Here is a 22,885-nt window from a genome sequence, read left to right as displayed (position 1 = left end):
AGAGAAGTAAATGAGCGGAATCAACAAGATCGTACTGGCTTACTCGGGCGGACTGGATACCTCGGCCATCATTCCCTGGCTGAAAGAGAACTACGATGCGGAGATCATCGCCTTCGTCGCCGACGTCGGTCAGGAGCGTGACGATCTGGACGGGATCGAGCAGAAAGCCATCGCCTCCGGCGCCACCAAGTGCATCGTCAAGGACCTGCGCGAAGAGTTCGTCAAAGAGTACGTCTACCCGACCCTGAAGACCGGTGCCGTCTACGAGGGCACCTACCTGCTGGGCACCTCCATGGCCCGTCCCATCATCGCCAAGGCCATGGTGGAAGCGGCCCTGGCGGAAGGCGCCGACGCCATCTCCCACGGCTGTACCGGCAAGGGCAACGATCAGGTGCGTTTCGAAGGCGCCGTGGCCGCCCTGGCACCCCAGCTGAAGGTGATCGCCCCCTGGCGTCTGTGGGACATGCGCTCCCGGGAAGATCTGCTGGCCTATCTGGAAGCCCGCGACATCCCCTGCAAGGCGACCCTGAAGAAGATCTACAGCCGTGATGCCAACGCCTGGCACATCTCCACCGAGGGTGGCGAGCTGGAGAGCACCTGGAACGAGCCATCCGAGGCAGTCTGGCAGTGGACTGTGCCGGCCGAGCAGGCACCGAACGAGCCGGAGTACGTCAAGCTGACCGTGGCTCAGGGCGAAGTGGTCGCCGTTGACGACCAGCCGCTGACCCCGCACCAGATCCTGACCACCCTGAACGAGCGTGCCGGCAAGCACGGCGTGGGCCGCATCGACATCACCGAGAACCGCATGGTGGGCATGAAGTCCCGTGGCTGCTACGAGACCCCGGGTGGTACCGTCATGGTCGCCGCGCTGCGCGCCGTGGAAGAGCTGGTGCTGGACAGACCGACCCGCGCCTGGCGCGAGAAGCTGGGTGCCGAGTTCTCTCACCTGGTCTATGACGGCCGCTGGTTCACTCCGCTGTGCAAGGCCATTGTCGCCTCCGCCAACGCCATCGCCGAGGATCTCGACGGTGAAGTGGTGCTGAAGATGTACAAGGGCCAGGTCAGCGCGGTGCAGAAGAAGTCGCCGAACAGCCTCTACTCCGAAGACTTCGCCACCTTCGGCGCCGACGAGGTGTATGACCAGAGCCACGCCGAAGGGTTTATCCGTCTCTACACCCTGGCCAGCCGGATCCGCGCCATGAAGGAGCAACAGCAGGCGATCGGTGGTGACCACACCCACGGCTAAGCCTTGAGGTTTCAAGCCGCAGAAAATCGGTGAGGGGGCTTGGCCCCCTCACTTATAAGTGGCTAAGCGGCGACCTGGTTCTCACAGGGATAACCGGTGAGCTGTGACAAGAGCGGCAGCACCTCGGCTGCTTCTGTGAGATAACAGGGCCAGTTTCCGAATGATGTTGGTGTGTTTTGCTCCCTTCTCCCCTTGTGGGAGAAGGGTTGGGGATGAGGGGTTGGTAGCCAACCATACCCTAGCCCTCTCCCAGAGGGAGAGGGAACAGAGCCATGGCCGCGTGGATTCCAACATAGAACGTTAAGACCTCATGTGCAGGAAAGCACAGGGCAAGGTTTCAATTACGGCAGGCGCAGGCGCCTACCGACAACGCATTCAAGGAGAGCAGTATGGCACTTTGGGGTGGACGCTTCAGTCAGGGAGCCGATAGCAGGTTCAAGCAGTTCAACGATTCGCTGCGGTTCGATTACCGGCTGGCGGAGCAGGATATCCAGGGCTCCATGGCCTGGGCCAAGGCGCTGGTGAAAGTGGGCGTCTTGACCGCCGATGAGCAGGCGCAGTTGCAGCAGGCGATGGAAGTGCTGCTCGCCTCGGTGCAGCAGGATCCCCAGCAGATCCTGAGCTCGGATGCCGAAGACATCCACTCCTGGGTCGAGGGCAAGCTCATCGATGCCGTCGGCACCCTGGGCAAGAAGCTGCACACCGGCCGCTCGCGCAACGATCAGGTCGCCACCGATCTCAAGCTCTGGTGCAAGGCGCAGGGTGAGCTGCTGCTCGGCTCCATCACCGCCCTGCAACAGGGGCTGGTGGCCTCGGCGCGTGCCAACCAGGCCGCCGTGCTGCCCGGTTACACCCATCTGCAGCGTGCCCAGCCGGTCACCTTCGCCCACTGGGCGCTGGCCTATGTGGAGATGCTGGAGCGCGACTACAGCCGCTTGCAGGATGCCCTCAAGCGGCTCGATACCAGCCCGCTCGGCTGCGGCGCGCTGGCGGGTACCGCCTACGCCATCGACCGCGAGGCGCTGGCGCTGGACATGGGCTTTAGCGGTGCCACCCGCAACAGCCTGGATTCGGTGTCGGACCGGGATCACGTGGTGGAGCTGATGCATGTGGCGTCCCTCTCCATGACCCATCTGTCGCGCTTCGCCGAGGATCTCATCTTCTACAACACCGGCGAGGCGGGCTTCGTCGAGCTGTCCGATGCTGTCACCTCCGGCTCCTCCCTGATGCCGCAGAAGAAGAACCCGGACGCGCTTGAGCTCATTCGTGGCAAGACCGGCCGGGTGGTCGGTGCCCAGATGGGCATGCTGATGAGCCTCAAGGCGCTGCCGCTGGCCTACAACAAGGACATGCAGGAAGATAAGGAGGGGCTGTTCGATGCCCTCGACACCTGGCACGACTGCCTCGACATGGCGGCGCTGGTGCTGATCGATCTCAAGGTGAACGTCGAGCGCACCAAGGCGGCGGCCCAGGGCGGCTACGCCAACGCCACCGAGCTGGCGGACTATCTGGTGGCCAAGGGGATCCCGTTCCGCGAGGCGCACCATATCGTCGGCGAGGTGGTGGTCCACGCCATCGCGGTGAAGAAGCCGCTGGAAGATCTCTCTTTGCCTGAGTTCCAGCGTTTCAGCCCGGTGGTCGGCGAGGATGTCTATCCCAACCTGGAGCTGGAAGCGACCCTGGCCAAGCGGGTCGCCAAGGGCGGCGTCGCCCGCGAGCTGGTGGATGCGGCCCTCGGCACCGCCGAAGCCTGGCTGGCCAAGCGCAGCTGACGGCAGACCTGGATGAGAAAGAGAGGGCCCAGGCCCTCTTTTTTATTCCTCGTTGGGCTATCGCGCGTCGCCTTCGAACGGGTGAGAATGGGCATCCAGCCTGGTGCCCTTGCACGGACGCACCACCACAGCACAAGGAGTCTGCATGTACCTGCCATCCCATTTCGCCGCCGCCGATCCCGAGGCGCTGCATCAGCTTGTTCGAGCCCATCCGTTGGGGGCCCTGGTCACCCATGGCGAGCATGGGCTGGATGCCAACCATCTGCCGTTCGAGTTCGATACCGGGGAGGGGGAACATGGCGTCCTGCGTGCCCACGTTGCCCGTAACAACCCGCTCTGGCAGGAGGTCAAGGAGGGGGACGAGGTGCTGGTGATCTTCAAGGCGGTCGACGGCTATGTCTCCCCCAGCTGGTATCCGAGCAAGCAGGAACATCACCAGCAGGTGCCGACTTGGAACTATGCGGTGGTCCATGCTCACGGCCGTATCCGGGTGCGGGATGATGCCCGCTTCGTGCGCCGCCTGCTGGCGAGCCTGACCCGGGTCCATGAGGCTGCCGAGCCCGCGCCCTGGAAGATGGCGGATGCGCCGAGAGACTATATCGAGGCCATGGTGCAGGCCGTGGTGGGCATAGAGATCGAGGTCAGCCAGCTGGTGGGCAAGTTCAAGCTGAGTCAGAACAAGGAGGAGGGCGACCAGCTGGGGGCCGTCGATGCTTTGCAGGCCAAGGGCCAGACGGCGCTGGCAGCGGCGATGCAACAGTCACCACTCTCGCCGCGATAGCGATAAATTCCACTATGTGGAGAGATAGCAAAACGGCAACCCATGGGTTGCCGTTGTTGATGGTGTGTCCGTTCAGAGCATCATTGGCCAGGTGGCTGGCGCCATAGCTTCCATTCCGCGACCAGCTATGGGGCTGGCTGCCTGGACTACAATTTCTTGCGCATCAATGCATTGGGGATCACGACGCTGCGGCGGACTGGATACCTTCTCTCCTCCACATGAAAGCCATGCAGTGCGAAGAAGGGTTCCGCCGTCTTGCTCACATCAGCCGTCAGTTCGCCAATACCCAATAACCTGGCCTCTTCATGAAGGCACATCATCAAGCGGGTGCCGACCCCTTGTCGTGCATGAGAGCCAGACACGAAAAAGTGGTCGATATAGCCATTGGGCTGAACGTCAGCATACCCGGCGATGTCACCATCAATTTCAGCGACAAAGGGGCGTAATGTCCTGATATGGTCAGCCCACAGCGTCGGGGAAATATCCTCGGGTGCCCATGCCTGAATTTGCTCCGCTGTGTAGTCTGCCGATGCAACTTCATGCACTGCCGATAAAAAAACCTTAAATAACGCGGCTTCATCCCCGATGTTGAATCGTCGGATTTTCATTGTTTCCTCTCTGGATAACGGAGACTGGGTGCCCGGCTCAAAGCTCCCTGAATGGCTTGAGCTTCTCCTGCTCCAACACGATGGCCTCCAGGTTGGCGACCCGCTCCTGTAGCTGCTTGATGACGAGATCCTGCTTGCCGAGGCGATCCGTGATGCGGGCATCCCCCAGCTGGTAGCGGGCGCGTTTGCCGAGGTAGCCAAACAGCACGCTGATAAAGACGATCAGGACTATGCCTGTCCACAGGGTCATAAGTGCCTCCTTGCGCTGAGCGGGATAACCCGCTGGCCTTGTTGTCTCATAGCGATCCCTTGGCGGCAATGCCCGCGCGGGCATTGCCAGGGGGCTGCCCGCTCAGATCCCCTGCCAGAGCGGCCGGCCGACCCAGAGCCCCCACAGGGTGAGGTGTAGCAGCACGATAAACCAGAACACCAGCCGGTAACTGCCCTTCTGGGTCTTGTGGCGCAGCCAGTGACGGGCGACCAGGGCACCGGGCCAGCCGCCGAGCAGCTCCAGCAGGTGCAGGCGGGATTCCGGGATGCGCCAGCCGCCACGGATGGCCTGGCGCTTGTCGTGGGCGTAGGCGAGCGCGGTGAGCAGGCTCATGGTGGTGACCAGGGCCAGCGGCCACCAGTTGGCCCCCTCAATGCCGAGCCAGGCGGTCCAGATCAGGGGCAGCAGGGCCAGCAGCATCATGACAGCAGCGCCGGATCCCGGCTCTCATCCGGGTTGAGGGTGCGGATCACTCGCGCCGGGCTGCCCACGGCCAGGGAGCCGGGTGGGGGGATGTCGCTCGGTCGGTTCATTGGATGGCCTCCGGATCCCTTGGCTCGTCCTGGCTCAGGGTGCGGATGACCCTGGCCGGGTTACCCACGGCCAGCGAATCCGCGGGGATGTCGCGAGTCACCACGGCGCCGGCCCCTATGATGGAGCGTGGCCCTATGGTGACGCCGGGGCAGATGATGGCGCCGCCCCCGATCCAGCAGTCATCGCCGATATGGACCGGCTTGTTGTAGGCGGTCCAGTTGCGGCGTTCCAGGTGGTTCATGCTGTGGGTGGCGGTGTAGATCTGCACGTTCGGGGCCAACAGCACGTTGTTGCCGATGTGCACCTCGCCGACGTCCAGTATGGTGACGTTGAAGTTGAAGAAGGTCTTCTCGCCCAGATGGATGTTGCGGCCGAACTCGCAGATGAAGGGGGAGCTTATCCAGCAGGAGCTAGGGCACTGGCCGAACAGCTCGCCGCACAGGCGCTGGCGCGTCTCATAATCCCCCGCCGGGGTGGCGTTGAGGCTGGCCAGCAGGGCCTGGCCGCGAATGCGGTCGTTCGCTATCTCCTCGCTCTGGCTGTCCAGGGCGCCGCCCGCCAGTACCTTGTCCCAATCGCTTGCCATGCTCGTCTCTCCTCCTGTGCCATGAGGCGCCAGTATACCCCTGTTGGCGGGGGCCGTCAGGAGCCCTTGGCCAGGTTTGGCCGCTCAGAGCAGGGGCAGGATCAGCAGCGCCGAGACCAGGTAGGGCAGCATGACCCGCATCCCCAGCCGGCGCCCTCCTATCACCAGGGCCAGCAGCCCCTTCACCAGGGAGTTGACCAGGCCGGCCAGCAGGATGCCTCTAGCCGCCACCTCCAGCGCCAGATCCTTGTGGGCGAGCTGGGAGAGGGAGAGGGTGATGGCGTCCACGTCGGTGATGCCGGACACCAGCGCCAGCAAATAGACCCCGGAGTCGCCCACCCTGCTCTGCAGCAGTGTGGCCATGAAGCCGATCAGCGCCAGCAGCAGGCCGAACTTGATGGCGGTCGCGAGATCCAGCGGATTGCTGGTTTCCGGCTGCACCGGGCTGTCGCTCATCTCCTCGCGCTGGCGCCAGAACCAGAAGGCGAAGGCGTAGACGGTGGCGGCCAGCAGCAGCAGGGGGAGGGCGAGGCGCAGCGCCAGCTCGTTGTGGATCAGCAGCACCAGCACCAGCAAACGCAGCCACATGGTGGCACCGGCCAGCAGTATGCCGGTGGCCAGCAGCCGCTCCAGCCCGGGCTGCGCCTTGTTGAGGCGGGCAAACTGCAGGGTGAGGGCGGTGGAGGAGGCGAGCCCCGCCAGCATGCTGGTGAGCACCAGTCCGGCGCGGGTGCCGAGCAGGCGCACCGCGAAGTGGCCCGAGAAGGAGATGCCGGCGATCACCACCACCATCAGCCAGATCTTGAAGGGGTTGAAGGCGTTGAGGGGGCCCATCTCGACGTCGGGCAGCACCGGCAGCAGCACCAGGGAGATGAGCAGGAAGCGCAGGGTGGCGTGGAACTCGGCCTCGCTCAAAAACAGCATGCCCTGCTGGATCTTGCCCTTGAGCCCCATCAGCAGCGCCGCCAGCACGGCGCAGGCCACCGCCTCGCGCGGGCTGAGCAGCACCGACATCAGCCCCAGCAGGTAGGTGAGCACCATGGCCACCGAGCTGGTGAGGCCAAACTCCCCCTGCCAGCGCTGGGCCAGCCAGACCGAGAGGCCGCAGCCTGCCACCACCGCCAGCAGGCCGAGCAGCGGCAGCCAGGGGCCGAGGCCCGGCAGCAGCAGGGCGCAGACACCGCCGAGCAGGCCGATGAGGCCGTAGGTTCGCATCCCGGCGATGCGCTGGTTGTCCCCCAGCTGGCGCACCTGCCAGCCACGCTCCAGCCCGATGATGAGGCCGATGGCCAGTGACACCAGGGCGCCGTAGACGGGTTCGGCCTCGATCCACATGCTGCTCTCCTCTCATTGCTGTCCATGTCAGGATGGCACAGGCCACGCCGGTGCAGGGGGAGCCGGCTCACAGAGCGGGCGCGCGGGTCGCCGCTTTCCCACAGGCAAAAAAAGGCGCCACCCGAGGGGGACGCCTGAAAACCAAACCTTGCGGTTTGCGGACCAACGGAACCTGGACTCCACACACTTCACACTCAGCACTTCCTCATGGCAGGCTTAGCCCTGCCACTTGCCTCCTTCCACTATCACGTCGTTGGGATTTGTGTCGGCGCTCAACTTGTCGCGCACATACTGGTCGTAGAGTTTGAGCAGGTACTTCTCTTCCCCCAGCTTGGCGAGGCGCTCGTTGACCCAGTCACGCAGCTCGACATTGCCCTTCTTCACCGCCGGTGCTATGGGGTCTTCCGAGCCCAGCTTCTGGGGCAGCACCCGGTAGCCGGGGTTTTCCTTGGCCCAGCTGAACAAGACCAGATTGTCCTGGGCGTAGGCATCGCCCCGGCCCTGGGCCAGGGCTTGCAGGGATTCGCTGTTCTTCTCGAACTTGAGCAGCTTCCAGTCCGGGTGATTGCGAGTCAGCCAGATGTCGGCGGTGGTGCCCGTGGTGACGATCAGGGTCTTGCTCGCCAGATCGTCCAGCCCCTTGGCCGGGCTCCCTTCAGGTACCAGCACCTGCACCGCGACCTTGAGGTTCGGGTTGGTGAAGTCCACCACCTCGCGCCGCTCCGGGGTCACCGTCATGTTGGCGAGGATCAGATCCACCTTGTCGCTCTGCAGGAAGGGGATGCGGCTGGCGGGCTCGACCGCCACGAACTCGATCTTGTTCTCGTCCCCCAGCAGATCCTTGGCGAAGCGGCGGCCGAGATCGGTATCGAAGCCCACGTAGCGCCCCTGCTCATCCACGTAGCCGAAGGGCGGCTTGTCGGTGAAGACGCCGACGATCAGCTTGTCCCGCGCCTTGATCTTGTCGAGGGAACCGTCCGCCGCCTGGGCGGCGCCGCTGGCGATACCCAGGCCGATCAGGGCGCTCATTAGCACCGAGGTGATTTTTTTCATGCTGACTCCTTTCGTTTGATGACAGTTGTATAAGAAAACTTGGCGAGGAACTGGCGCGCACGCGGGCTCCTGGGGTTGTCGAAGAACTGGCGGGGAGGGGCCTGCTCCAGGATCTGGCCCTCCTCCATGAAGAGGATGCGATCCGCCACCGCCCGGGCGAACGCCAGCTCGTGGGTGACGATGAGCAGGGTCATGCCGCTGCCGGCGAGATCGCGGATCACCTCCAGCACCTCCTGCACCATCTCGGGGTCGAGGGCGGCGGTGACCTCGTCAAACAGCATCACCTGGGGGTTCATGCACAGGGCCCGCACTATGGCGATGCGCTGCTGCTGACCGCCGGAGAGCTCGCGCGGATAGGCGTGACGCCGCTGCCACAGGCCGATGCGGGTCAATAGCTGCTCCGCCTGCAGCAGGGCCTCCTCCCGCTCCCGTTGCTGCACCTGGATGGGCCCGAGCAACACGTTCTCCAGCACCGTCAGGTTGGGGAACAGGTGATAGCTCTGGAACACCATGCCGATGCGCTGGCGCACTCGCTGCCAGTCGGTGCTTGCGTCCAGCCGCTGGCCGTCGAAGCGGATCTCGCCACCCTGGATGGGCTCGAGCCCGTTGAGGGTGCGCAGCAGGGTGCTCTTGCCGCAGCCGCTCGGCCCCAGGATGACGATCACCTCCCCGGCGGCTACCCTGAGGCTGACCCTGTCCAGCACGAGCCGCTGGTCAAATTGTTTGCTGACAGAACTCAGTTCAAGCAGAGGCGTCATACCGCATTACCCCATTTTTGTTCCAGCCGGCGGGAGGCCAGCGAGAGCGGATAGCAGACCGATAAGAAGAACAGAAACAGCAGGCCGTAGATGAGCAGCGAGGCATAGGTGCGCTCGATGATCTGCTGGCCCACCTTGATCACCTCCACCACCCCGATCAGCACCGCCAGCGAACTGGTCTTGATGATGCGGGTATGGATGTTGATGGTGGGCGGCGTCAGCCGTTGCAGCGCCTGGGGCAGCAGCACGTGGCGATAGAGCTGCCAGCGGGAGAGCCCGAGCGCCAGCCCGGCCTCCTGCTGACCACGGGCCAAGGATCCCAGCCCGCCGCGCACCACTTCCCCCACCTCGCTGGCGCCCCAGAGGGAGAGCACCAGCACGGCGCACCAGAAGGCCGGGATGTCGAGGCCGAAGACGATGGGCAGCCCGAAGAAGAAGAGATAGAGCCACACCAGCACCGGCACCACCCGAAACAGCTCGAGATACAGCCGCAATACACCCTGGGTCAGTTTGCCCCCTTGCTGCGCCAGCACGCCGTAACCCAGGCCGCCGAGGGTGGCAAACAGGATGGCGAGCAGCGAGATGGCGAGGGTCTGGCCCGCGCCCACCGCCATCAGGGGCAAGGCCTGGCCCAGCAACTCAGAAACCGGAGTGGCCATCATGATCCCTCCTTTCCAATACATGCGGTGACGGCAGCGGCAGAAAGATCCGTGCCCACATCGGGATCCGCGCCTGCATCAGCGACTCAGTGACCGAACTGACCATATTGAACCCTCCTTTCCCATGCGTGCAGGGTGGACGATGGCAACGGCAGAAAGATCAGTGTCCATATCGGGATCCGCGCCTGCATCAGCGACTCAGTAACCGAACTGACCATGTTGCAGCCTCCTCTCCAACACACGCAGGGCGAGGGACAGTGGCAGGAAGATCAGCACGCACATCAGGGTCAGCACCGCCAGCATCTCGTAGGTCTTGTAGTAGAGGGCGATGTAGTTCTTGGTGGTGTAGAGCAGCTCCGGCACCGCCACCGCCGAGGCCACGGTCGTCTCTTTCAGCAGGAAGATGAAGTTCGCAAACAGCGCCGGCAGGCTGGCGAGCCAGGCCTGGGGCAGCTGCACGTGGCACAGCAGCTGCCAGCGGGAGAGACCTATGGCCTGGCCCGCCTCCAGCTGGCCCTGAGGCACCGCCTGCACCCCGGCCCGCAGCGCCTCGGTCAGGTAGCCGCCGCCGAGGAAGGTCATGGCGATCACCGCGGTAGCGAAACCGGACAGCGACAGCCCCAGCGCCGGCAGCCCAAAGTAGAGAAAGAACAGCTGGATCAACAGCGGCGTGTTGCGGGCCAGCTCCACATAGGTGCGGATCACCCTGTTCAGCCAAGGCCTGTTCAGGCTGAGCAACGCCAGGTTGAGCAGGGCCACCGTGAGCGAGGTGAGGATCACCAGGACCCCGAGCTGCAGGGTGACCCAGACCGATGTGCCGAAGGCCGGCAGGGTGCCGAGGATGAAGGCCCAGTCGAAGGTCATGCGGGGATCCTCCCGTCGGATCGCAGCCGCTGGGGCAGCACTGTGATGGCGTCCGGGTACTTGATGCCGGCGCCGGTGTTGAGCACCACCACCCGCTCGCCTCCCTGGATCCAGCCCGCCTCGCGCAGCTGGCGGGCGGCGGCGAAGGCGGCCGCCCCTTCCGGGCAGACGAAGCTGCCCTCCTGGGAGGCGAGCTGGCGGATCTCCGCCTGGATGGCCCTGTCGTCCACCGCGATGGCGCAGCCCTGGGTGCGATAGAGGGCGTCCAGCACCAGAAAATCCCCCAGCGCCTTGGGCACATTGATGCCGAAGGCCAGGGTCTGGGAGTCGGGCCAGAAGCTCGACTCGCTGGCCCCCTGCTGCCAGGCCTGGACTATGGGGGCGCAGCCGCTCGCCTGCACCGCCACCAACCTGGGCAGGTCACCCTTGACCCAGCCCAGCTCCTGCAATTCCCGCAGCGCCTTGTAGATGCCGATGAGGCCGACCCCGCCGCCGGTGGGGTAGAGGATCACGTCCGGCAGCGTCCAGCCGAGCTGCTCGGCGATCTCCAGCCCCATGGTCTTCTTGCCCTCGATGCGGTAGGGCTCCTTCAGGGTGGAGGCGTCGAACAGGGACTGCTCCGCCACCGCCTGGGCCACCTGACGGCCGGCATCGCTGATGAGGCCGTCCACCAGATAGAGGCGGGCCCCGGCCAGCGACGTTTCCAGCCGGGTGATGGCGGGGGCCGCCTGGGGCATGACGATGGTGCTGCGCAGGCCAGCACGGGCGCCGTAGAGCGCCCAGGCCGCGCCGGCATTGCCGTTGGTGGGCATGGCGAAATGGGTGACGCCGAGCTCCCGGGCGCGGGAGACGCCGACCGCTGCGCCGCGGGCCTTGAAGGAGCCGGTGGGGATGATGCTCTCATCCTTCATCCAGAGATCCGGGATGCCGATCTGCTTGCCCAGGGTGGGCAGCGGCAGCAGCGGGGTGAGTCCTTCCCCCAGGGTCACCACCTGGGCTGGGTCACGCACCGGCAGCAGCTCGTGATAGCGCCACAGGCTGGCGGGGCGCCCCAGCAGGGCGGCCGGATGCCAGGCCTTCTTCAGGGCCTCGAGATCGTAGCTGGCCAGCAGCGGTGCCCCCACCCGGCTCAGTTGCTGGGGCTGGTCGGCATCAAAGATCTCGCCGGTCTTGCTGCAGCGCAGATGTGACAGATAGCTGTATGGCATGGGTTATCCTGAGCGGGTCGCTGTGGTCGGTCGGTGATGCCATCCTGTGACCCAAGTGCTGGATAACGAACAAAATAAAGCGGCTAACCTAAGCGAAAAAATTCATATGACTCCGCTCGAAACGAGGGGCGTTGGCATGGTAGCGGGCCGAGCACCCGCTGGGGGGTTGGGCCATCCGGCACTCTTTGTTAACCTGCCCGCCTCACCCGAACCGCAGGAAGTAGCATCGATGCGATCCATTGTCAGCCTGCTGGCCCTGTCACTGCTGAGTGCCTGCAGCGGCCAGTCGGACCCAACCCGAGAGGATGTCATGTCAGGGAAAGAACGCCTTCAGTACCCCGTCACCCGCCAGGGCGAGCAAGTGGATCACTACTTCGGTCAGGCCGTGGCCGATCCCTATCGCTGGCTGGAGGACGATCGCAGCCCCGAGACCGAGGCCTGGGTCAGGGCCCAGAACGCCGTGACTCAGGATTATCTCGCCCGCATTCCGTTCCGGGAGGCGATCAAGGCCAAGCTGGCGGCCTCCTGGAACTACGCCAAGGAGGGGGCGCCGTTTCGCGAGGGGCGCTATCACTACTTCTTCAAGAACTACGGCCTGCAGAATCAGAACGTGCTGTGGCGCCAGCAGGCGGGCAAGCCCGCCGAGGTGTTCCTCGATCCCAATACCCTGAGCCCCGACGGCACCACGGCGCTGGATAAGCTGAGCTTCTCCCGGGATGGCAAGACCCTGGCCTATTCCCTGTCGCTGGCCGGCAGCGACTGGCGCGAGATCCACCTGATGGACGTGGAGAGCAAGCAGCCGCTGGAGACGCCCCTTAAGGATGTGAAGTTCAGCGGCATCAGCTGGCTCGGCGACGAGGGCTTCTTCTATTCGAGCTATGACAAGCCCGATGGCAGCGAGCTGTCGGCCCGGACGGATCGGCACAAGCTCTACTTCCATCGCCTCGGCACGGCGCAGGAAGAGGATCGGCTGGTGTTCGGTGCCATCCCGGCCCAGCAGCACCGCTACGTGGGGGCACGGGTGACCGAGGACGATCGCTACCTGCTCATCTCGGCGGCGGACTCCACCTCCGGCAACCGGCTCTATGTGAAGGATCTGACCCAGGACGGCACCCCGCTGCTGACGGTGCAGGGGGATCTGGAGGCGGATGTGAACCTGGTGGACAACAGGGGCAGCATGCTCTACCTGCTGACCAACCGGGGGGCACCCAACGGCCGGCTGGTGACGGTGGATGCCAGCCAGCCCGGCCCGACCCACTGGCGTGATCTCATCCCAGAGCGCCCGCAGGTGCTGAGGGTGCACAGCGGCGCCGGCTACCTGTTTGCGGAATACATGCGGGACGCCACCGCCCGGGTCGAGCAGTTCGACTATGACGGCAAGCGAGTACGGGAGATAGCGTTGCCTGGGCTCGGCAGCGTCAGCGGCTTCAACGGCAAGCGGGGTGACCCCGAGCTCTACTTCGGCTTCGAGAACTACGCCCAGCCGCCGACCCTCTACCAGTTCGAGCCCAGGAGCGGGGCCATCAGCCTGCATCGCGCCTCGGCGGCGCCCTTCAAGCCGGAGGACTATGTCTCCGAGCAGCGCTTCTACCAGAGCAAGGATGGCACCCGGGTGCCGCTCATCATCAGCTACCGCAAGGGGCTCAGGCTCGATGGCGGCAACCCCACCATCCTCTACGGCTACGGCGGCTTCGACGTGAGCCTGGCCCCGAGCTTCAGCGTCTCGGTGGCGAACTGGCTGGATCTGGGGGGCGTCTACGCGGTGGCCAACCTGCGCGGCGGCGGCGAGTATGGCCAGGCCTGGCATCTGGCGGGCACCCGGCAGAACAAGCAGAACGTGTTCGACGACTTCATCGCGGCGGCAGAGTATTTGAAGGCCGAGGGCTACACCAGCACCGACAGGCTGGCCATCCGGGGCGGCTCCAACGGCGGCCTGCTGGTGGGCGCCGTCATGACCCAGCGCCCGGATCTGGTGCGGGTCGCCCTGCCGGCGGTGGGGGTGCTCGACATGTTGCGCTACCACAGCTTCACCGCCGGGGCAGGCTGGGCCTATGACTACGGCACCAGCGCCGACAGCGAGGCGATGTTCGACTACCTGAAGGGCTACTCGCCGCTGCACAACCTGCGCGAGGGGGTGAGCTACCCCTCGACCCTGGTGACCACGGCGGATCACGACGATCGGGTGGTGCCGGCCCACTCCTTCAAGTTTGCCGCCACCCTGCAGGCCGACAACGGCGGGCCCCATCCCCAGCTCATCCGCATCGAGACCAACGCCGGCCACGGCGCGGGCACCCCGGTGACCAAGTTGATCGAGCAGAGTGCGGATCTCTACGCCTTCACTCTCTATGAGATGGGCTACCGGCAGTTGCCTCGCCAACCATGACCAATGTGAGATGGACTACCGGCAGTTGCCGGTCAGCCCCTGATACTGGGCCCCGCGGGGCCCTTTTTTTATGATGGAGGCTGGCGGGCGCGACCATCCCTGTCTCGCCGGTTGCCCGTTTTGGGGCCGGTACAGCCTGCGCCGCGCCGCCGATGGTATAGTCAGCCACAGGATCTGCATTGAGGAGTTCGTCGTGAAGAAGATCATCTACATACTGTTGGGGCTGGCACTGGCCGCCGTGGTGGCCATCGCCGCCCTGATTTCGCTGGTTGACCCCAACCAGTTCAAGCCCCAGCTGGCGGAGCAGGTCAGGAAGAACACCGGCCGCGAGCTGGTGATGGAGGGGGACATCGGCTGGCGTTTCTGGCCCAGCCTCGGCCTCTCCCTTGAGAAGGTGGCGCTGCGCAACCCGGCGGGCTTTGCCGAGCCGGATCTCATCCGCTTCGAGCAGGGGGACGCCTCGGTCGCCTTGCTGCCGCTGCTCTCCCACCGGCTGGAGATCGGGGCAGTGACCCTGAATGGCGCCCATCTGTTCATCCAGACCAGGGCCGATGGCAGCTCCAACCTGAGCGGCCTGATCAAGGATGCCGCGGCGCCGTCTGACAAGGCTGCCGCTCAGGGCGGCGAGAGCCCGGCCCCCGCGAGCGACGGCCAGCCCTGGCAGATCGATCTGCAGGGGGTGGTGCTGGAGCAGGCCAGCGCCCTGGTGCGGGACGATCGCAAGGGCACAGTCTCCCGCCTCGATCGCCTCGATCTCAGCCTGGGCAAGCTGACCCTGGGGCAGTGGGTACCGGTGACCCTGGCCGCCAAGGGGAGTCAGGGCCAACTCGCCTTCGACCTCAAGGGGCAGGGGGAGCTCAAGCCGGCCCGGGATACGCTGGCCAGCGCACTCAAGGATCTGACCCTGAGCGGCAGTCTCAGCGAGCCGGGCCGGCGACTGGATAGCTTCACCCTCAAGGCCGATCGACTGGCGCTGGGGGAGTGGAGCAGCCTCAGCGTGAGCCTGAACGGCGGCCAGGGGGAAGGGGACAAACCGGCCCTGACCGGTGCGCTGGAGGGAACCCTCAAGGCGCGGCTCGACAAGAATCTCAAGCTGGTGGAGCTGTCGGATGCGGTGCTCTCGGCCAATCTCAAGGGCGACGCCCTGCCACGCCCGCAGATGAACCTCAAGCTGGCGGGCTTCGCCCGCGCCGAGCTGGACAAGCAGAGGATCAGCCTGAGCAAGCTGGTGGTGAGCGCCGATGAGGCACTGCTGAGCGGCGAGTCCGTGGTGCAGCTAGGGGCCCTGCCGAAGATCGAGTTCGATCTCAAGGGTGACAAGCTGGATCTCGACGCCTGGCTCGGCAAAGCGACCCCGGCCAAGACGGCATCTGCTCCTGCAACGACGGCTCCGGCTGCCCCGGTCGCGGCCGACAAGGCAGCCCCCGCCAAGGTGGATCAGGCGCTCTCTGCGGTGGAGCCGGACCTGAGCGCCCTCAGGCAGATCGATCTGGCCGGACGGCTGCAACTGGGCAACCTGCGGGTGCGGGGGCTGGATCTCAGCGCCGTCGACCTGCAGCTGGTGCTGGCGGGCGGTCGGCTCGATCTCAAACAGTTCAATGCCGGGGTGGCTGGTGGCCGGGTGAGCGCCAACGGGGTGATCGATGCCCGTCAGCAGCCCGTCAGCTATCAGGCCCACAAGCGGGTGCTGGGGGTGAATGTGCGCCCGCTGCTGCAGACCCTGGCCCAGAGCGATCTGCTGGAAGGCAAGGGCGATCTCGACGTGCAGGTGCAGGGCACCGGGCTGTCGCAGCTGGCGTTGCGCAACCAGATGCAGGGCAAGATCAGCCTCAAGATGAGCGACGGCGCCCTGCATGGCATCAACCTGGCTGAGATGATCCGCGAGGCGAGGGCGACCCTGAAGGGGCAGCGGGCCGAGCAGGTGAAGGAGGTGCGCAAGACCGACTTCAGCGACCTCAGCGCCAGCTTCCAGATAGCGAACGGCGTGGCCAGCAGCGATGACATCCAGCTCTCCGCCCCCGCCCTGCGGGTGAAGGGCCAGGGACAGAGCGCGCTGGTGCCCGAGAGCCTCGATTTCCTGTTCCTCACCTCCATCGTCGAGAGCAGCAAGGGCCAGGGCGGCAAGACGGTGGATGAGCTCAACGACGTCACCATACCGGTGCGCATCGGCGGCCACTGGCAGGCCCCCAGTTACCGGTTGGACGTGAAGGAGCTGCTCAGCAGCAACAAGGTGCTGGAGGACAAGGCGCGCAAGGAGGCCGAACGCGGTCTCAAGAAGCTGCTGGGGGACAAGGCCGACGATGAGCAGATCAAGGGGGTGGCGGATCAGCTGCTCAAGGGGCTGTTCAAGTAAGTTCACCGTCTCGGTGATCCTCATGACAACGGGCCCATCGGGCCCGTTTTGTTTGGCCGGCCCTCATCCGACCAGGGAGAACGCGGCCCAGGCTCCCGGGGGAAATGGCCATAAAAAAACAGGCCGGCACCCTGCGCGGGTGCCGGCCATGACAAGAACGGCGTCATCCGCTTAACGGACCTTGCCACCCTTGGCGTTGCACTCTTCCCGGGTCATGCTGCGAACGCTCTGGTCTTCGCAGGCACTCTGACCCTTGCAGCTGCTTGCCATCGAACACTGGACCTGATCTTCGCCATGTTGCCCCGTGTTGGCGGCCATCGCCGCACCAGACAGGAAAACAGCCGCCATTGCCAGGGCGGCACCAGCCAGACGGCTGAGGGTGTTACCGGTTGCATGCATCTTCTACTCCTTGGACATTCCGGCACCCGGCCAGTCTTGGTCGAGTGTCCGTGTGACGTCATCTTGGTGAGGCGCGGCCCTCCGACATTGCGCTCACGGAGGCTGTGACTCACGGATCCTGTTTACGAACCGGTTGGGCAACCGGATCATCCCGGACGGCATTGACGACGCGTATTCAACAAGACCGGCGCCACGGCCTTTTCCATTCATGGGAAAGGCGTCTTTTTTGAGCGGCGCGCGACCGGGTCCGGGTGGCCGTTGCAGTTGCCCGGCCATGGGGTAGTATCGGGGGCCAGCAACAGCGATGGGCATGGAGGCGCGATGAACAGGAACGCATTGATCACCGGTGGCAGCAGGGGCATAGGGGCGGCGACGGCCCATCATCTGGCGGGGCAGGGCTACCGGCTCTGCATCAACTACCGGCAGCAGCGGGCGGCGGCCGAGGCGCTGGTGGCCGAGCTCCAGGCCCGCCACGGGGTGGCCTGCATCGCCGTGCAGGCGGACGTCAGCGTCGAGGCCGAGGTGGTGCGGCTGTTCGATGAGATGGACACGAGACTGGGTGTCATCACCCATCTGGTGAACAATGCCGGCATCTTGCAGCCACAGATGAGGGTGCTGGAGATGAGTGCCGAGCGCATCAACAAGACCCTGACCACCAATGTGACCAGCTGTTTCCTCTGCTGCCGGGAGGCGGTGCGCCGCATGGCCAGGGGCGGCGCCATCGTCAATGTCTCCTCGGCCGCCGCCCGCCTCGGCGCCGCGGGGGAATATGTCGACTATGCCGCCTCCAAGGGGGCCATCGACGTGTTGACCAAAGGCCTGTCGCTGGAGGTGGCGGCGCAGGGGATCCGGGTCAACGGGGTGCGGCCCGGCTTCATCCATACCGAGATGCATGCCGATGGGGGCGAACCCGGTCGGGTGGAGCGGGTGAAGAACCAGATCCCGCTGCAGCGGGGCGGCCAGCCGGCCGAGGTGGCCTCCGCCATCGCCTGGCTGTTGTCGGACGAGGCCTCCTATGCCACCGGCACCTTTATCGATCTGGCCGGTGGACGATAGGGGCAGGCCATGCAAGCAGAAGGGGCGCCGCGGCGCCCCTTCTCATTACTTCCCCAGTGACTTATTCCCCCAGCAGCTGTTGCCAGACGGCCAGCACATGGCCGCGCTCGGTCAGCAACTGGTCGTCGTCCACCTTGCGGGAGATCTCCGACAGGTTGAGGCGATGGCCTAGGTTGCGGATCTCCAGGTAGGCCTGCTTCAACCCCTCGGCCTGCTCCAGGCTGAGCACCCCCGCCAGCACGCACTCATCGAAGATGCGCACGTTATCGGACCAGCGGGTCAACGCGTCCGGCTCGCCGTTGGCATGGGCCAGCACCAGGTACTGGGCGATAAACTCGATGTCCACCATGCCGCCGGGGGACTGTTTGAGATCGAACTCCCCCTCGCCGGCCTTGAGCAGGTGATCCCGCATCTTGTGGCGCATCTCGCGCACCTCCCTGGCCAGGGTAGGGAGATCGCGCTCCTTGGCGAGCACGGCGCGGCGCACCCGGCCAAACTCGGCCTGGATGGCGTCGTCACCGTAGATGGGGCGGGCCCGCACCAGCGCCTGGTGCTCCCAGGTCCAGGCGTCGTTCTGCTGGTACTGCTCGTAGGCGGCCAGGGACGAGACCAGCAGGCCGGCGTCGCCGGAGGGACGCAGCCGCATATCGATCTCGTACAGGATGCCGGAGGGGGTACGGGTGCTGAACAGGTGCAGGATGCGCTGGGCCAGGCGCAGGTAGAACTGGCGGCTGTCGATGGACTTGGGCCCATCGGTGTAGCGGTTGGGATCGCCGCCGTGCAGGAACACCAGATCCAGATCCGAGCCGTAGCCGAGCTCGATGCCGCCGAGCTTGCCGTAGGCCACCACCGCGAAGCCACGCTGGCCGCTCGCCGTCACCTCGGGCGGCACGCCGTAGCGTTCGCTCATCTGCAGCCAGGCCTGATTGACCACCTCCTCGGTGATCGCCTCCGCCAGCCAGGTGAGGTGATCGCTCACCTTCATCAGCGGCAGGGCGCCGGCGATGTCGGCGGCGACGATGCGCAGCAGCTGCACCTGCTTGAACTGGCGCAGCGCCTCCATCTGCTGCTCCACGTCCTCCTCGGGGATGCGCAGCAGGAACTGGCGCAGCTGGGGCTTGTACTGATCCAGCGGGGTCGGGTGGTAGAGGTGCTGGGGATCGAGCAGCTCGTCCAGCAAGATGGGGTAGCGGGCGAGCTGTTCGCTCACCAGGTGGCTGGCGTCACAGAGCCGCACCAGCTGGCGCAGGGCGGCGGGGTTCTCCGCCAGCAGCTGCAGGTAGGCGCTGCGGGTGAAGATGCGGGTCAGCAGGGCGCAGACCCGCTCGAACAGCCGGGCCGGCGCCTGGCTCGCCACCACCAGTCGCAGCAGCTCCGGCATCAGCCAGTCCAGGGCGATCCGCCCCTGGGGACCGACCTGGCGGCGCCGGTACTCCTCCTTGAAGCGCAGCAGAGCGGCGCAGAGCGGGGCCGGATCCTCGACCCCCTGGGCGGTCAGCAGTTGCTCCAGCTCACCGGCATCGAGCTCGGTGCGCCACAGATCGAGCCAGAGCTGCTCCAGGTGGGCCGGGGCCTCCTTCTCTTCCCCCACCACGGCGACGAATTCCTGATGGACAGCGGCCATCTCCTCGTCCAGCCGGGCCATGAAGGCTTGCCAGTCATCAAGGCCCATGGCCGTGATCAGCCGCAGCCGATCCCGCTGCTCGGTGGGCAGGGTCTGGGTCTGCTGATCGCCTATCTCCTGCAGTATGTTCTCGACCCGGCGCAGGAAGCGGTAAGCCTCCAGCAGCCGCTGACAGCGGGTCTCCTCGAGTGCCCCGCTCCGGGCGATGGCGGCCAGCGCCTCGGGCAGGTGGCGTACCCGCAGGGCGGGTTCGCGGCCACCGCGGATGAGCTGCAGCGCCTGGGCGATGAACTCCACCTCGCGGATGCCGCCGGAGCCGAGCTTGATGTTGCCCTCCAGCCCCTTGCGGCGCACCTCGGCGGCGATCATCGCCTTCATCTGGCGCAGGCCGTCGATGACGCCGAAGTCGATGTAGCGGCGAAACACGAAGGGGCGCAGCAGCTCGGTGAGGGCCTGGGCCTGCTCACACTGGGTGCCGAGCACCCGCGCCTTGACCATGGCGTAGCGTTCCCAGTTGCGGCCGTGGTGCTGGTAGTAATCCTCCATGGCGGCGAAGGAGATGGCCAGCGGCCCCGCCTCGCCAAACGGGCGCAGCCGCATGTCGACTCTGAACACCTGACCATCCTGGGTGGGCTGGTGCAGGGCATTGATCAGCCGCTGGCCGAGCTTGATGAAGAACTGCTGATTGGCCAGCTCGCGTCGTCCGCCGACCGTGTAGCCGTTCTCCGGGAAGGTGAAGATGAGATCGATGTCGGAGCTGAAGTTCAGCTCGCCGCCCCCCAGCTTGCCCATGCCGAGGATCAGCAGCGGCTGGGGATCGCCATTGCCATCCATGGGGGTGCCGAGCTCAACGCACTGCCTGGCGTAGAGCCAGTCACGGGCGCCGCAGATGAGGGCATCCGCCAGCTTGGTCAGATGGATAAAGCTCTCCTCCACCTCGGCCTGCCCCAGCAGCTCGCGCCAGGCGATCACCAGCATCCGGCTGCGTCTGAACTGGCGCAGCACGCGCTTGAGGGTCTCCTCGTCATGGACTTCGGCCAGCAGCGCCGCAAACTCGGGCTGGTAGGCGGGCCAGCGCTCGCCGCGCGCCAGATCTCCGGAGGCGAGGGTCTGTGCCAGCAGCTCCGGCTGCTTGATGAGGCTGTCGGAGACAAAGTCGGAGAGGCCGAGCAGGGTCAGCAGGGTCTGCTGCTCCACCGCGGGCAGATCGCCATAAACGGGGGCCAGATCGAGCAGCCGTTGCCACTGGCGCAGGGCCTGATCTTGCAAAATAGGGGGCAGAGCAGAGGGGAGAGAAGGTGAATGCTGGGCCACGGTTGCCGTCCTTGTGGTTAACGGATCTGCAGAGGGAATGAAAACGCCGGCAGCCAATCTACCACTGCCATGCCGGCCCGTCACAGGCCGGGGGCGAGAAGCATGATCCTGCGGGGAAAAATGGGCTGCCGGCGCGGCATGGGCTCAGGGGCGCCGATAGATCTCGGGATCGTAGATTTCCATCAGGCTGGCCGGGGTGCGCGGTGGCTTGAAGCCAAAGCCGGCGTAGAGGCCCTGGGCATCCGAGGTGGCCAGGCTCAGGCGGCGCAGCCCCTGCAGCTCGGGGTGAGCCAGGATGGCGGCGATCAGCGCCTTGCTGTGGCCCTGGTCACGATGCTCGGGCAGCACGAACACATCCGCCAGGTAGCCGAAGGTGGCCCTGTCGGTGATGACCCGGGCGAAGGCCACCTGCTGGCCCGCCAGATAACCGCCGAAACAGAGGGAGTGATTGATGGCGCGCTGCAGGGTCGAGCGCGGAATGCCGAGGCACCAGTAGGCCTCCTCGGACAGGAACTTGTGGATCAGCGACACGTCGAGCCGCCCCTTGTCGTCGCTGATCTCCAGTTGGGAAGAGTGTTGTGCTGTCTGCATCCTGGCTCCTTGCCGTGACATGAATAAGAAAGGCCCCTCGCGGGGCCTTCCAGTTTACTCAAATCACGACATCAGGCCAGCTTGAAGGCCTGGGTGGCATGGATGTCCAGGGTCTAGCTGTGTCTGACACCTTGCTGTGATATCAATAAGAAAGGCCCCTGACGGGGCCCTTGTGCGTACCAGGTTGATGCCATCAGGCCAGCTTGAAGGCCTGGATATGAGTGTCCAGGGTCTGGCTGTGGTGCTCCACCAGTTCGGAGGCCTCCTGCAGCTCCCGCAGTACCACCACGGAGCCTTCCACCACCTGCTTGACCTGCTCCAGGTTGGCGCTCATCTCCTCGGCGACGGCGCTCTGCTGCTCGGAGGCGGCGGCGATCTGGCGGTTCATGTCCGCCACCCCGCGCACCCGCTGCACTATGGTGGCGAGCTGATCGCCGGCCTGGGTCACCTGCGCCACCCCCTTGTCGGCCTGCTGCACGCTCTCGCTCATCAGGCCGACGGCCTGGCGGGCGTTGCCCTGCAACTGCTCGATCATCTTCTGGATCTCGACGGTGGCGGCCTGGGCTCGGTTGGCCAGCTCGCGCACCTCGGAGGCGACCACGGCGAAGCCGCGACCCGCCTCGCCGGCACGGGCAGCCTCGATGGCGGCGTTGAGGGCCAGCAGGTTGGTCTGCTCCGAGATGCCGCGGATGGTGTCCACCACAGAGCCGATGCGATCGACGCCGTGCTCGACCTCGTTGACCACGGCGGAGGAGCGCTGGATGTTGCCGGACAGGGTGTCTATGGTGCTGACGGTGGCCGCCACGCAGCGACTGCCCTCCTCGGCCAGCAGGCTGGCGTCGGCGGTGGCGTGGGAGGCTTGCTCCGCATGATTGGCCACCTCGCGAATGGCGCCGACCATCTGGTTCATGGCGCTGGCCAGCTGTTCTATCTGGACGAACTCCTCGCTGATCGCCTCGTTGGCCTCCTCCATGCACAGGGTGACCTGGGAGGCGATGTCGTTGAGCTCCTTGCAGGCGACGCGCTGGGTGCCAAACACCTGCTTGAGGTTCTCCTGGGAGTGGGCGACCGCCTTGGCGATGTCGCCGAACTCGTCGCGGGACTTGAGCAAGACGCTGTGGCTGAGATCCTTGCGAGCGAACCGCTCAAGCAGTCCCACCAGGTAGTGCACCTGCTTGACCATGAGGCGGGAGCCGGTCAGCAGCAGGACGACGAAGATGACCCCCATCAGCGCCGTCTCCATCAGGCCGCTCCAGAGCAGGCGATCGGCGATGTCGTTGGCCTTGGCGGCCTCGATCCCCTCGCCGAGCAGGGTGGCCTCCAGGTTGCTGGCATCGAACCAGAGCTTGGCCAGCAACAGCAGCGTGCTGAACACCATGAGCAGCACCACCTTGGGTACCAGTCGAATGTTGCTCATGCGCCGTTCCAGCGAATTTAACTGCATAGTTTTCTCCTTCTAAGGTCCATTTTCCCTTTGTCATCATGACTAT

General features: G+C 65.4%; 20 protein-coding genes. 6 read left to right on the top strand and 14 right to left on the bottom strand.

All coding sequences use genetic code 11. From position 1 onward, the window contains the following. Nucleotides 1-10 precede the first annotated feature (10 nt). The 3 genes from AACW18_RS14635 to AACW18_RS14625 all read left to right on the top strand — a co-directional run bounded on the left by AACW18_RS14635 (nucleotide 11) and on the right by AACW18_RS14625 (nucleotide 3,799). The gene (locus AACW18_RS14635) at nucleotides 11-1,246 is read left to right on the top strand and encodes an argininosuccinate synthase (protein WP_042653098.1); all 1,236 of its coding nucleotides are present in this window, start codon (nucleotides 11-13) and stop codon (nucleotides 1,244-1,246) included. 389 nt (nucleotides 1,247-1,635) lie between these two features. Further along, nucleotides 1,636-3,018, top strand: a complete 1,383-nt coding sequence (argH, locus tag AACW18_RS14630; protein WP_218389074.1) for an argininosuccinate lyase — start codon at nucleotides 1,636-1,638, stop codon at nucleotides 3,016-3,018. A gap of 145 nt (nucleotides 3,019-3,163) precedes the next feature. Further along, a complete protein-coding gene (locus tag AACW18_RS14625; RefSeq protein WP_218389073.1) occupies nucleotides 3,164-3,799 on the top strand; it encodes an FMN-binding negative transcriptional regulator in 636 nt (211 codons plus the stop codon). A 146-nt stretch (nucleotides 3,800-3,945) separates the two neighbouring features. Here the strand turns inward: AACW18_RS14625 and AACW18_RS14620 are convergent, their stop codons facing one another. The 10 genes from AACW18_RS14620 to AACW18_RS14575 all read right to left on the bottom strand — a co-directional run bounded on the left by AACW18_RS14620 (nucleotide 3,946) and on the right by AACW18_RS14575 (nucleotide 11,675). After that, nucleotides 3,946-4,407 carry a GNAT family N-acetyltransferase gene (locus tag AACW18_RS14620; protein ID WP_218389072.1) on the bottom strand — a complete coding sequence of 154 codons (462 nt, stop codon included), beginning with the start codon at nucleotides 4,405-4,407 and terminating at the stop codon, nucleotides 3,946-3,948. Between the two features lie 37 nt (nucleotides 4,408-4,444). Beyond that, entirely contained in the window at nucleotides 4,445-4,657 is a 213-nt protein-coding gene (locus AACW18_RS14615) for a hypothetical protein (protein ID WP_218291607.1), read from the bottom strand. Between the two features lie 102 nt (nucleotides 4,658-4,759). Then, complete coding sequence (locus AACW18_RS14610) at nucleotides 4,760-5,101, bottom strand: DUF1294 domain-containing protein (RefSeq protein ID WP_218291608.1); 342 nt, start codon at nucleotides 5,099-5,101, stop codon at nucleotides 4,760-4,762. A gap of 106 nt (nucleotides 5,102-5,207) precedes the next feature. Beyond that, entirely contained in the window at nucleotides 5,208-5,798 is a 591-nt protein-coding gene (locus AACW18_RS14605; protein WP_218389071.1) for a sugar O-acetyltransferase, read from the bottom strand. 84 nt (nucleotides 5,799-5,882) lie between these two features. Then, nucleotides 5,883-7,133 (bottom strand): MgtC/SapB family protein, encoded by a 1,251-nt coding sequence (locus AACW18_RS14600; RefSeq protein WP_218291610.1) that lies wholly within the window; start codon nucleotides 7,131-7,133, stop codon nucleotides 5,883-5,885. A gap of 216 nt (nucleotides 7,134-7,349) precedes the next feature. Further along, nucleotides 7,350-8,186 carry a transporter substrate-binding domain-containing protein gene (locus tag AACW18_RS14595; protein WP_218389070.1) on the bottom strand — a complete coding sequence of 279 codons (837 nt, stop codon included), beginning with the start codon at nucleotides 8,184-8,186 and terminating at the stop codon, nucleotides 7,350-7,352. Further along, the gene (locus AACW18_RS14590; protein ID WP_218389069.1) at nucleotides 8,183-8,944 is read right to left on the bottom strand and encodes an amino acid ABC transporter ATP-binding protein; all 762 of its coding nucleotides are present in this window, start codon (nucleotides 8,942-8,944) and stop codon (nucleotides 8,183-8,185) included. The genes AACW18_RS14595 and AACW18_RS14590 overlap by 4 nt, the downstream gene beginning before the upstream one ends. Continuing rightward, a complete protein-coding gene (locus AACW18_RS14585; RefSeq protein ID WP_042653313.1) occupies nucleotides 8,941-9,603 on the bottom strand; it encodes an amino acid ABC transporter permease in 663 nt (220 codons plus the stop codon). Before AACW18_RS14585 ends, AACW18_RS14590 begins: the two co-directional genes overlap by 4 nt. Before the next feature lie 198 nt (nucleotides 9,604-9,801). Continuing rightward, nucleotides 9,802-10,467 (bottom strand): amino acid ABC transporter permease, encoded by a 666-nt coding sequence (locus tag AACW18_RS14580; protein ID WP_218389068.1) that lies wholly within the window; start codon nucleotides 10,465-10,467, stop codon nucleotides 9,802-9,804. Next, the gene (locus AACW18_RS14575; RefSeq protein ID WP_218291614.1) at nucleotides 10,464-11,675 is read right to left on the bottom strand and encodes a threonine synthase; all 1,212 of its coding nucleotides are present in this window, start codon (nucleotides 11,673-11,675) and stop codon (nucleotides 10,464-10,466) included. The genes AACW18_RS14580 and AACW18_RS14575 overlap by 4 nt, the downstream gene beginning before the upstream one ends. Before the next feature lie 229 nt (nucleotides 11,676-11,904). On the opposite strand from AACW18_RS14575, the gene AACW18_RS14570 reads away from it, so the two are divergent. Then, nucleotides 11,905-14,058 carry a prolyl oligopeptidase family serine peptidase gene (locus tag AACW18_RS14570; protein WP_218389067.1) on the top strand — a complete coding sequence of 718 codons (2,154 nt, stop codon included), beginning with the start codon at nucleotides 11,905-11,907 and terminating at the stop codon, nucleotides 14,056-14,058. Nucleotides 14,059-14,251: 193 nt separating this feature from the next. Continuing rightward, nucleotides 14,252-16,411 (top strand): AsmA family protein, encoded by a 2,160-nt coding sequence (locus AACW18_RS14565; protein WP_218389066.1) that lies wholly within the window; start codon nucleotides 14,252-14,254, stop codon nucleotides 16,409-16,411. A gap of 171 nt (nucleotides 16,412-16,582) precedes the next feature. On the opposite strand, the gene AACW18_RS14560 is transcribed toward AACW18_RS14565, so the two are convergent. Further along, the gene (locus tag AACW18_RS14560) at nucleotides 16,583-16,810 is read right to left on the bottom strand and encodes a hypothetical protein (protein ID WP_218389065.1); all 228 of its coding nucleotides are present in this window, start codon (nucleotides 16,808-16,810) and stop codon (nucleotides 16,583-16,585) included. Nucleotides 16,811-17,131: 321 nt separating this feature from the next. Between AACW18_RS14560 and AACW18_RS14555 the strand changes: the two genes are divergently transcribed. Beyond that, nucleotides 17,132-17,866 carry an SDR family oxidoreductase gene (locus AACW18_RS14555; protein WP_218389064.1) on the top strand — a complete coding sequence of 245 codons (735 nt, stop codon included), beginning with the start codon at nucleotides 17,132-17,134 and terminating at the stop codon, nucleotides 17,864-17,866. 61 nt (nucleotides 17,867-17,927) lie between these two features. Here AACW18_RS14555 and glnE read toward each other — a convergent pair whose 3' ends face one another. The 3 genes from glnE to AACW18_RS14540 all read right to left on the bottom strand — a co-directional run bounded on the left by glnE (nucleotide 17,928) and on the right by AACW18_RS14540 (nucleotide 22,839). Next, complete coding sequence (glnE, locus tag AACW18_RS14550) at nucleotides 17,928-20,804, bottom strand: bifunctional [glutamate--ammonia ligase]-adenylyl-L-tyrosine phosphorylase/[glutamate--ammonia-ligase] adenylyltransferase (protein ID WP_218389063.1); 2,877 nt, start codon at nucleotides 20,802-20,804, stop codon at nucleotides 17,928-17,930. Between the two features lie 144 nt (nucleotides 20,805-20,948). Next, nucleotides 20,949-21,395, bottom strand: coding sequence for a GNAT family N-acetyltransferase (locus AACW18_RS14545; protein WP_218389062.1), 447 nt, complete (start codon nucleotides 21,393-21,395; stop codon nucleotides 20,949-20,951). Between the two features lie 193 nt (nucleotides 21,396-21,588). Then, complete coding sequence (locus AACW18_RS14540) at nucleotides 21,589-22,839, bottom strand: methyl-accepting chemotaxis protein (protein ID WP_042653080.1); 1,251 nt, start codon at nucleotides 22,837-22,839, stop codon at nucleotides 21,589-21,591. Nucleotides 22,840-22,885: the final 46 nt, after the last annotated feature.

Source organism: Aeromonas sp. sia0103 (assembly GCF_963895295.1).
Lineage (GTDB): Bacteria > Pseudomonadota > Gammaproteobacteria > Enterobacterales > Aeromonadaceae > Aeromonas > Aeromonas encheleia.
The sequence above is the reverse complement of the archived record's forward strand: the minus strand, read 5'-3'. Positions and strand labels throughout refer to the sequence as shown.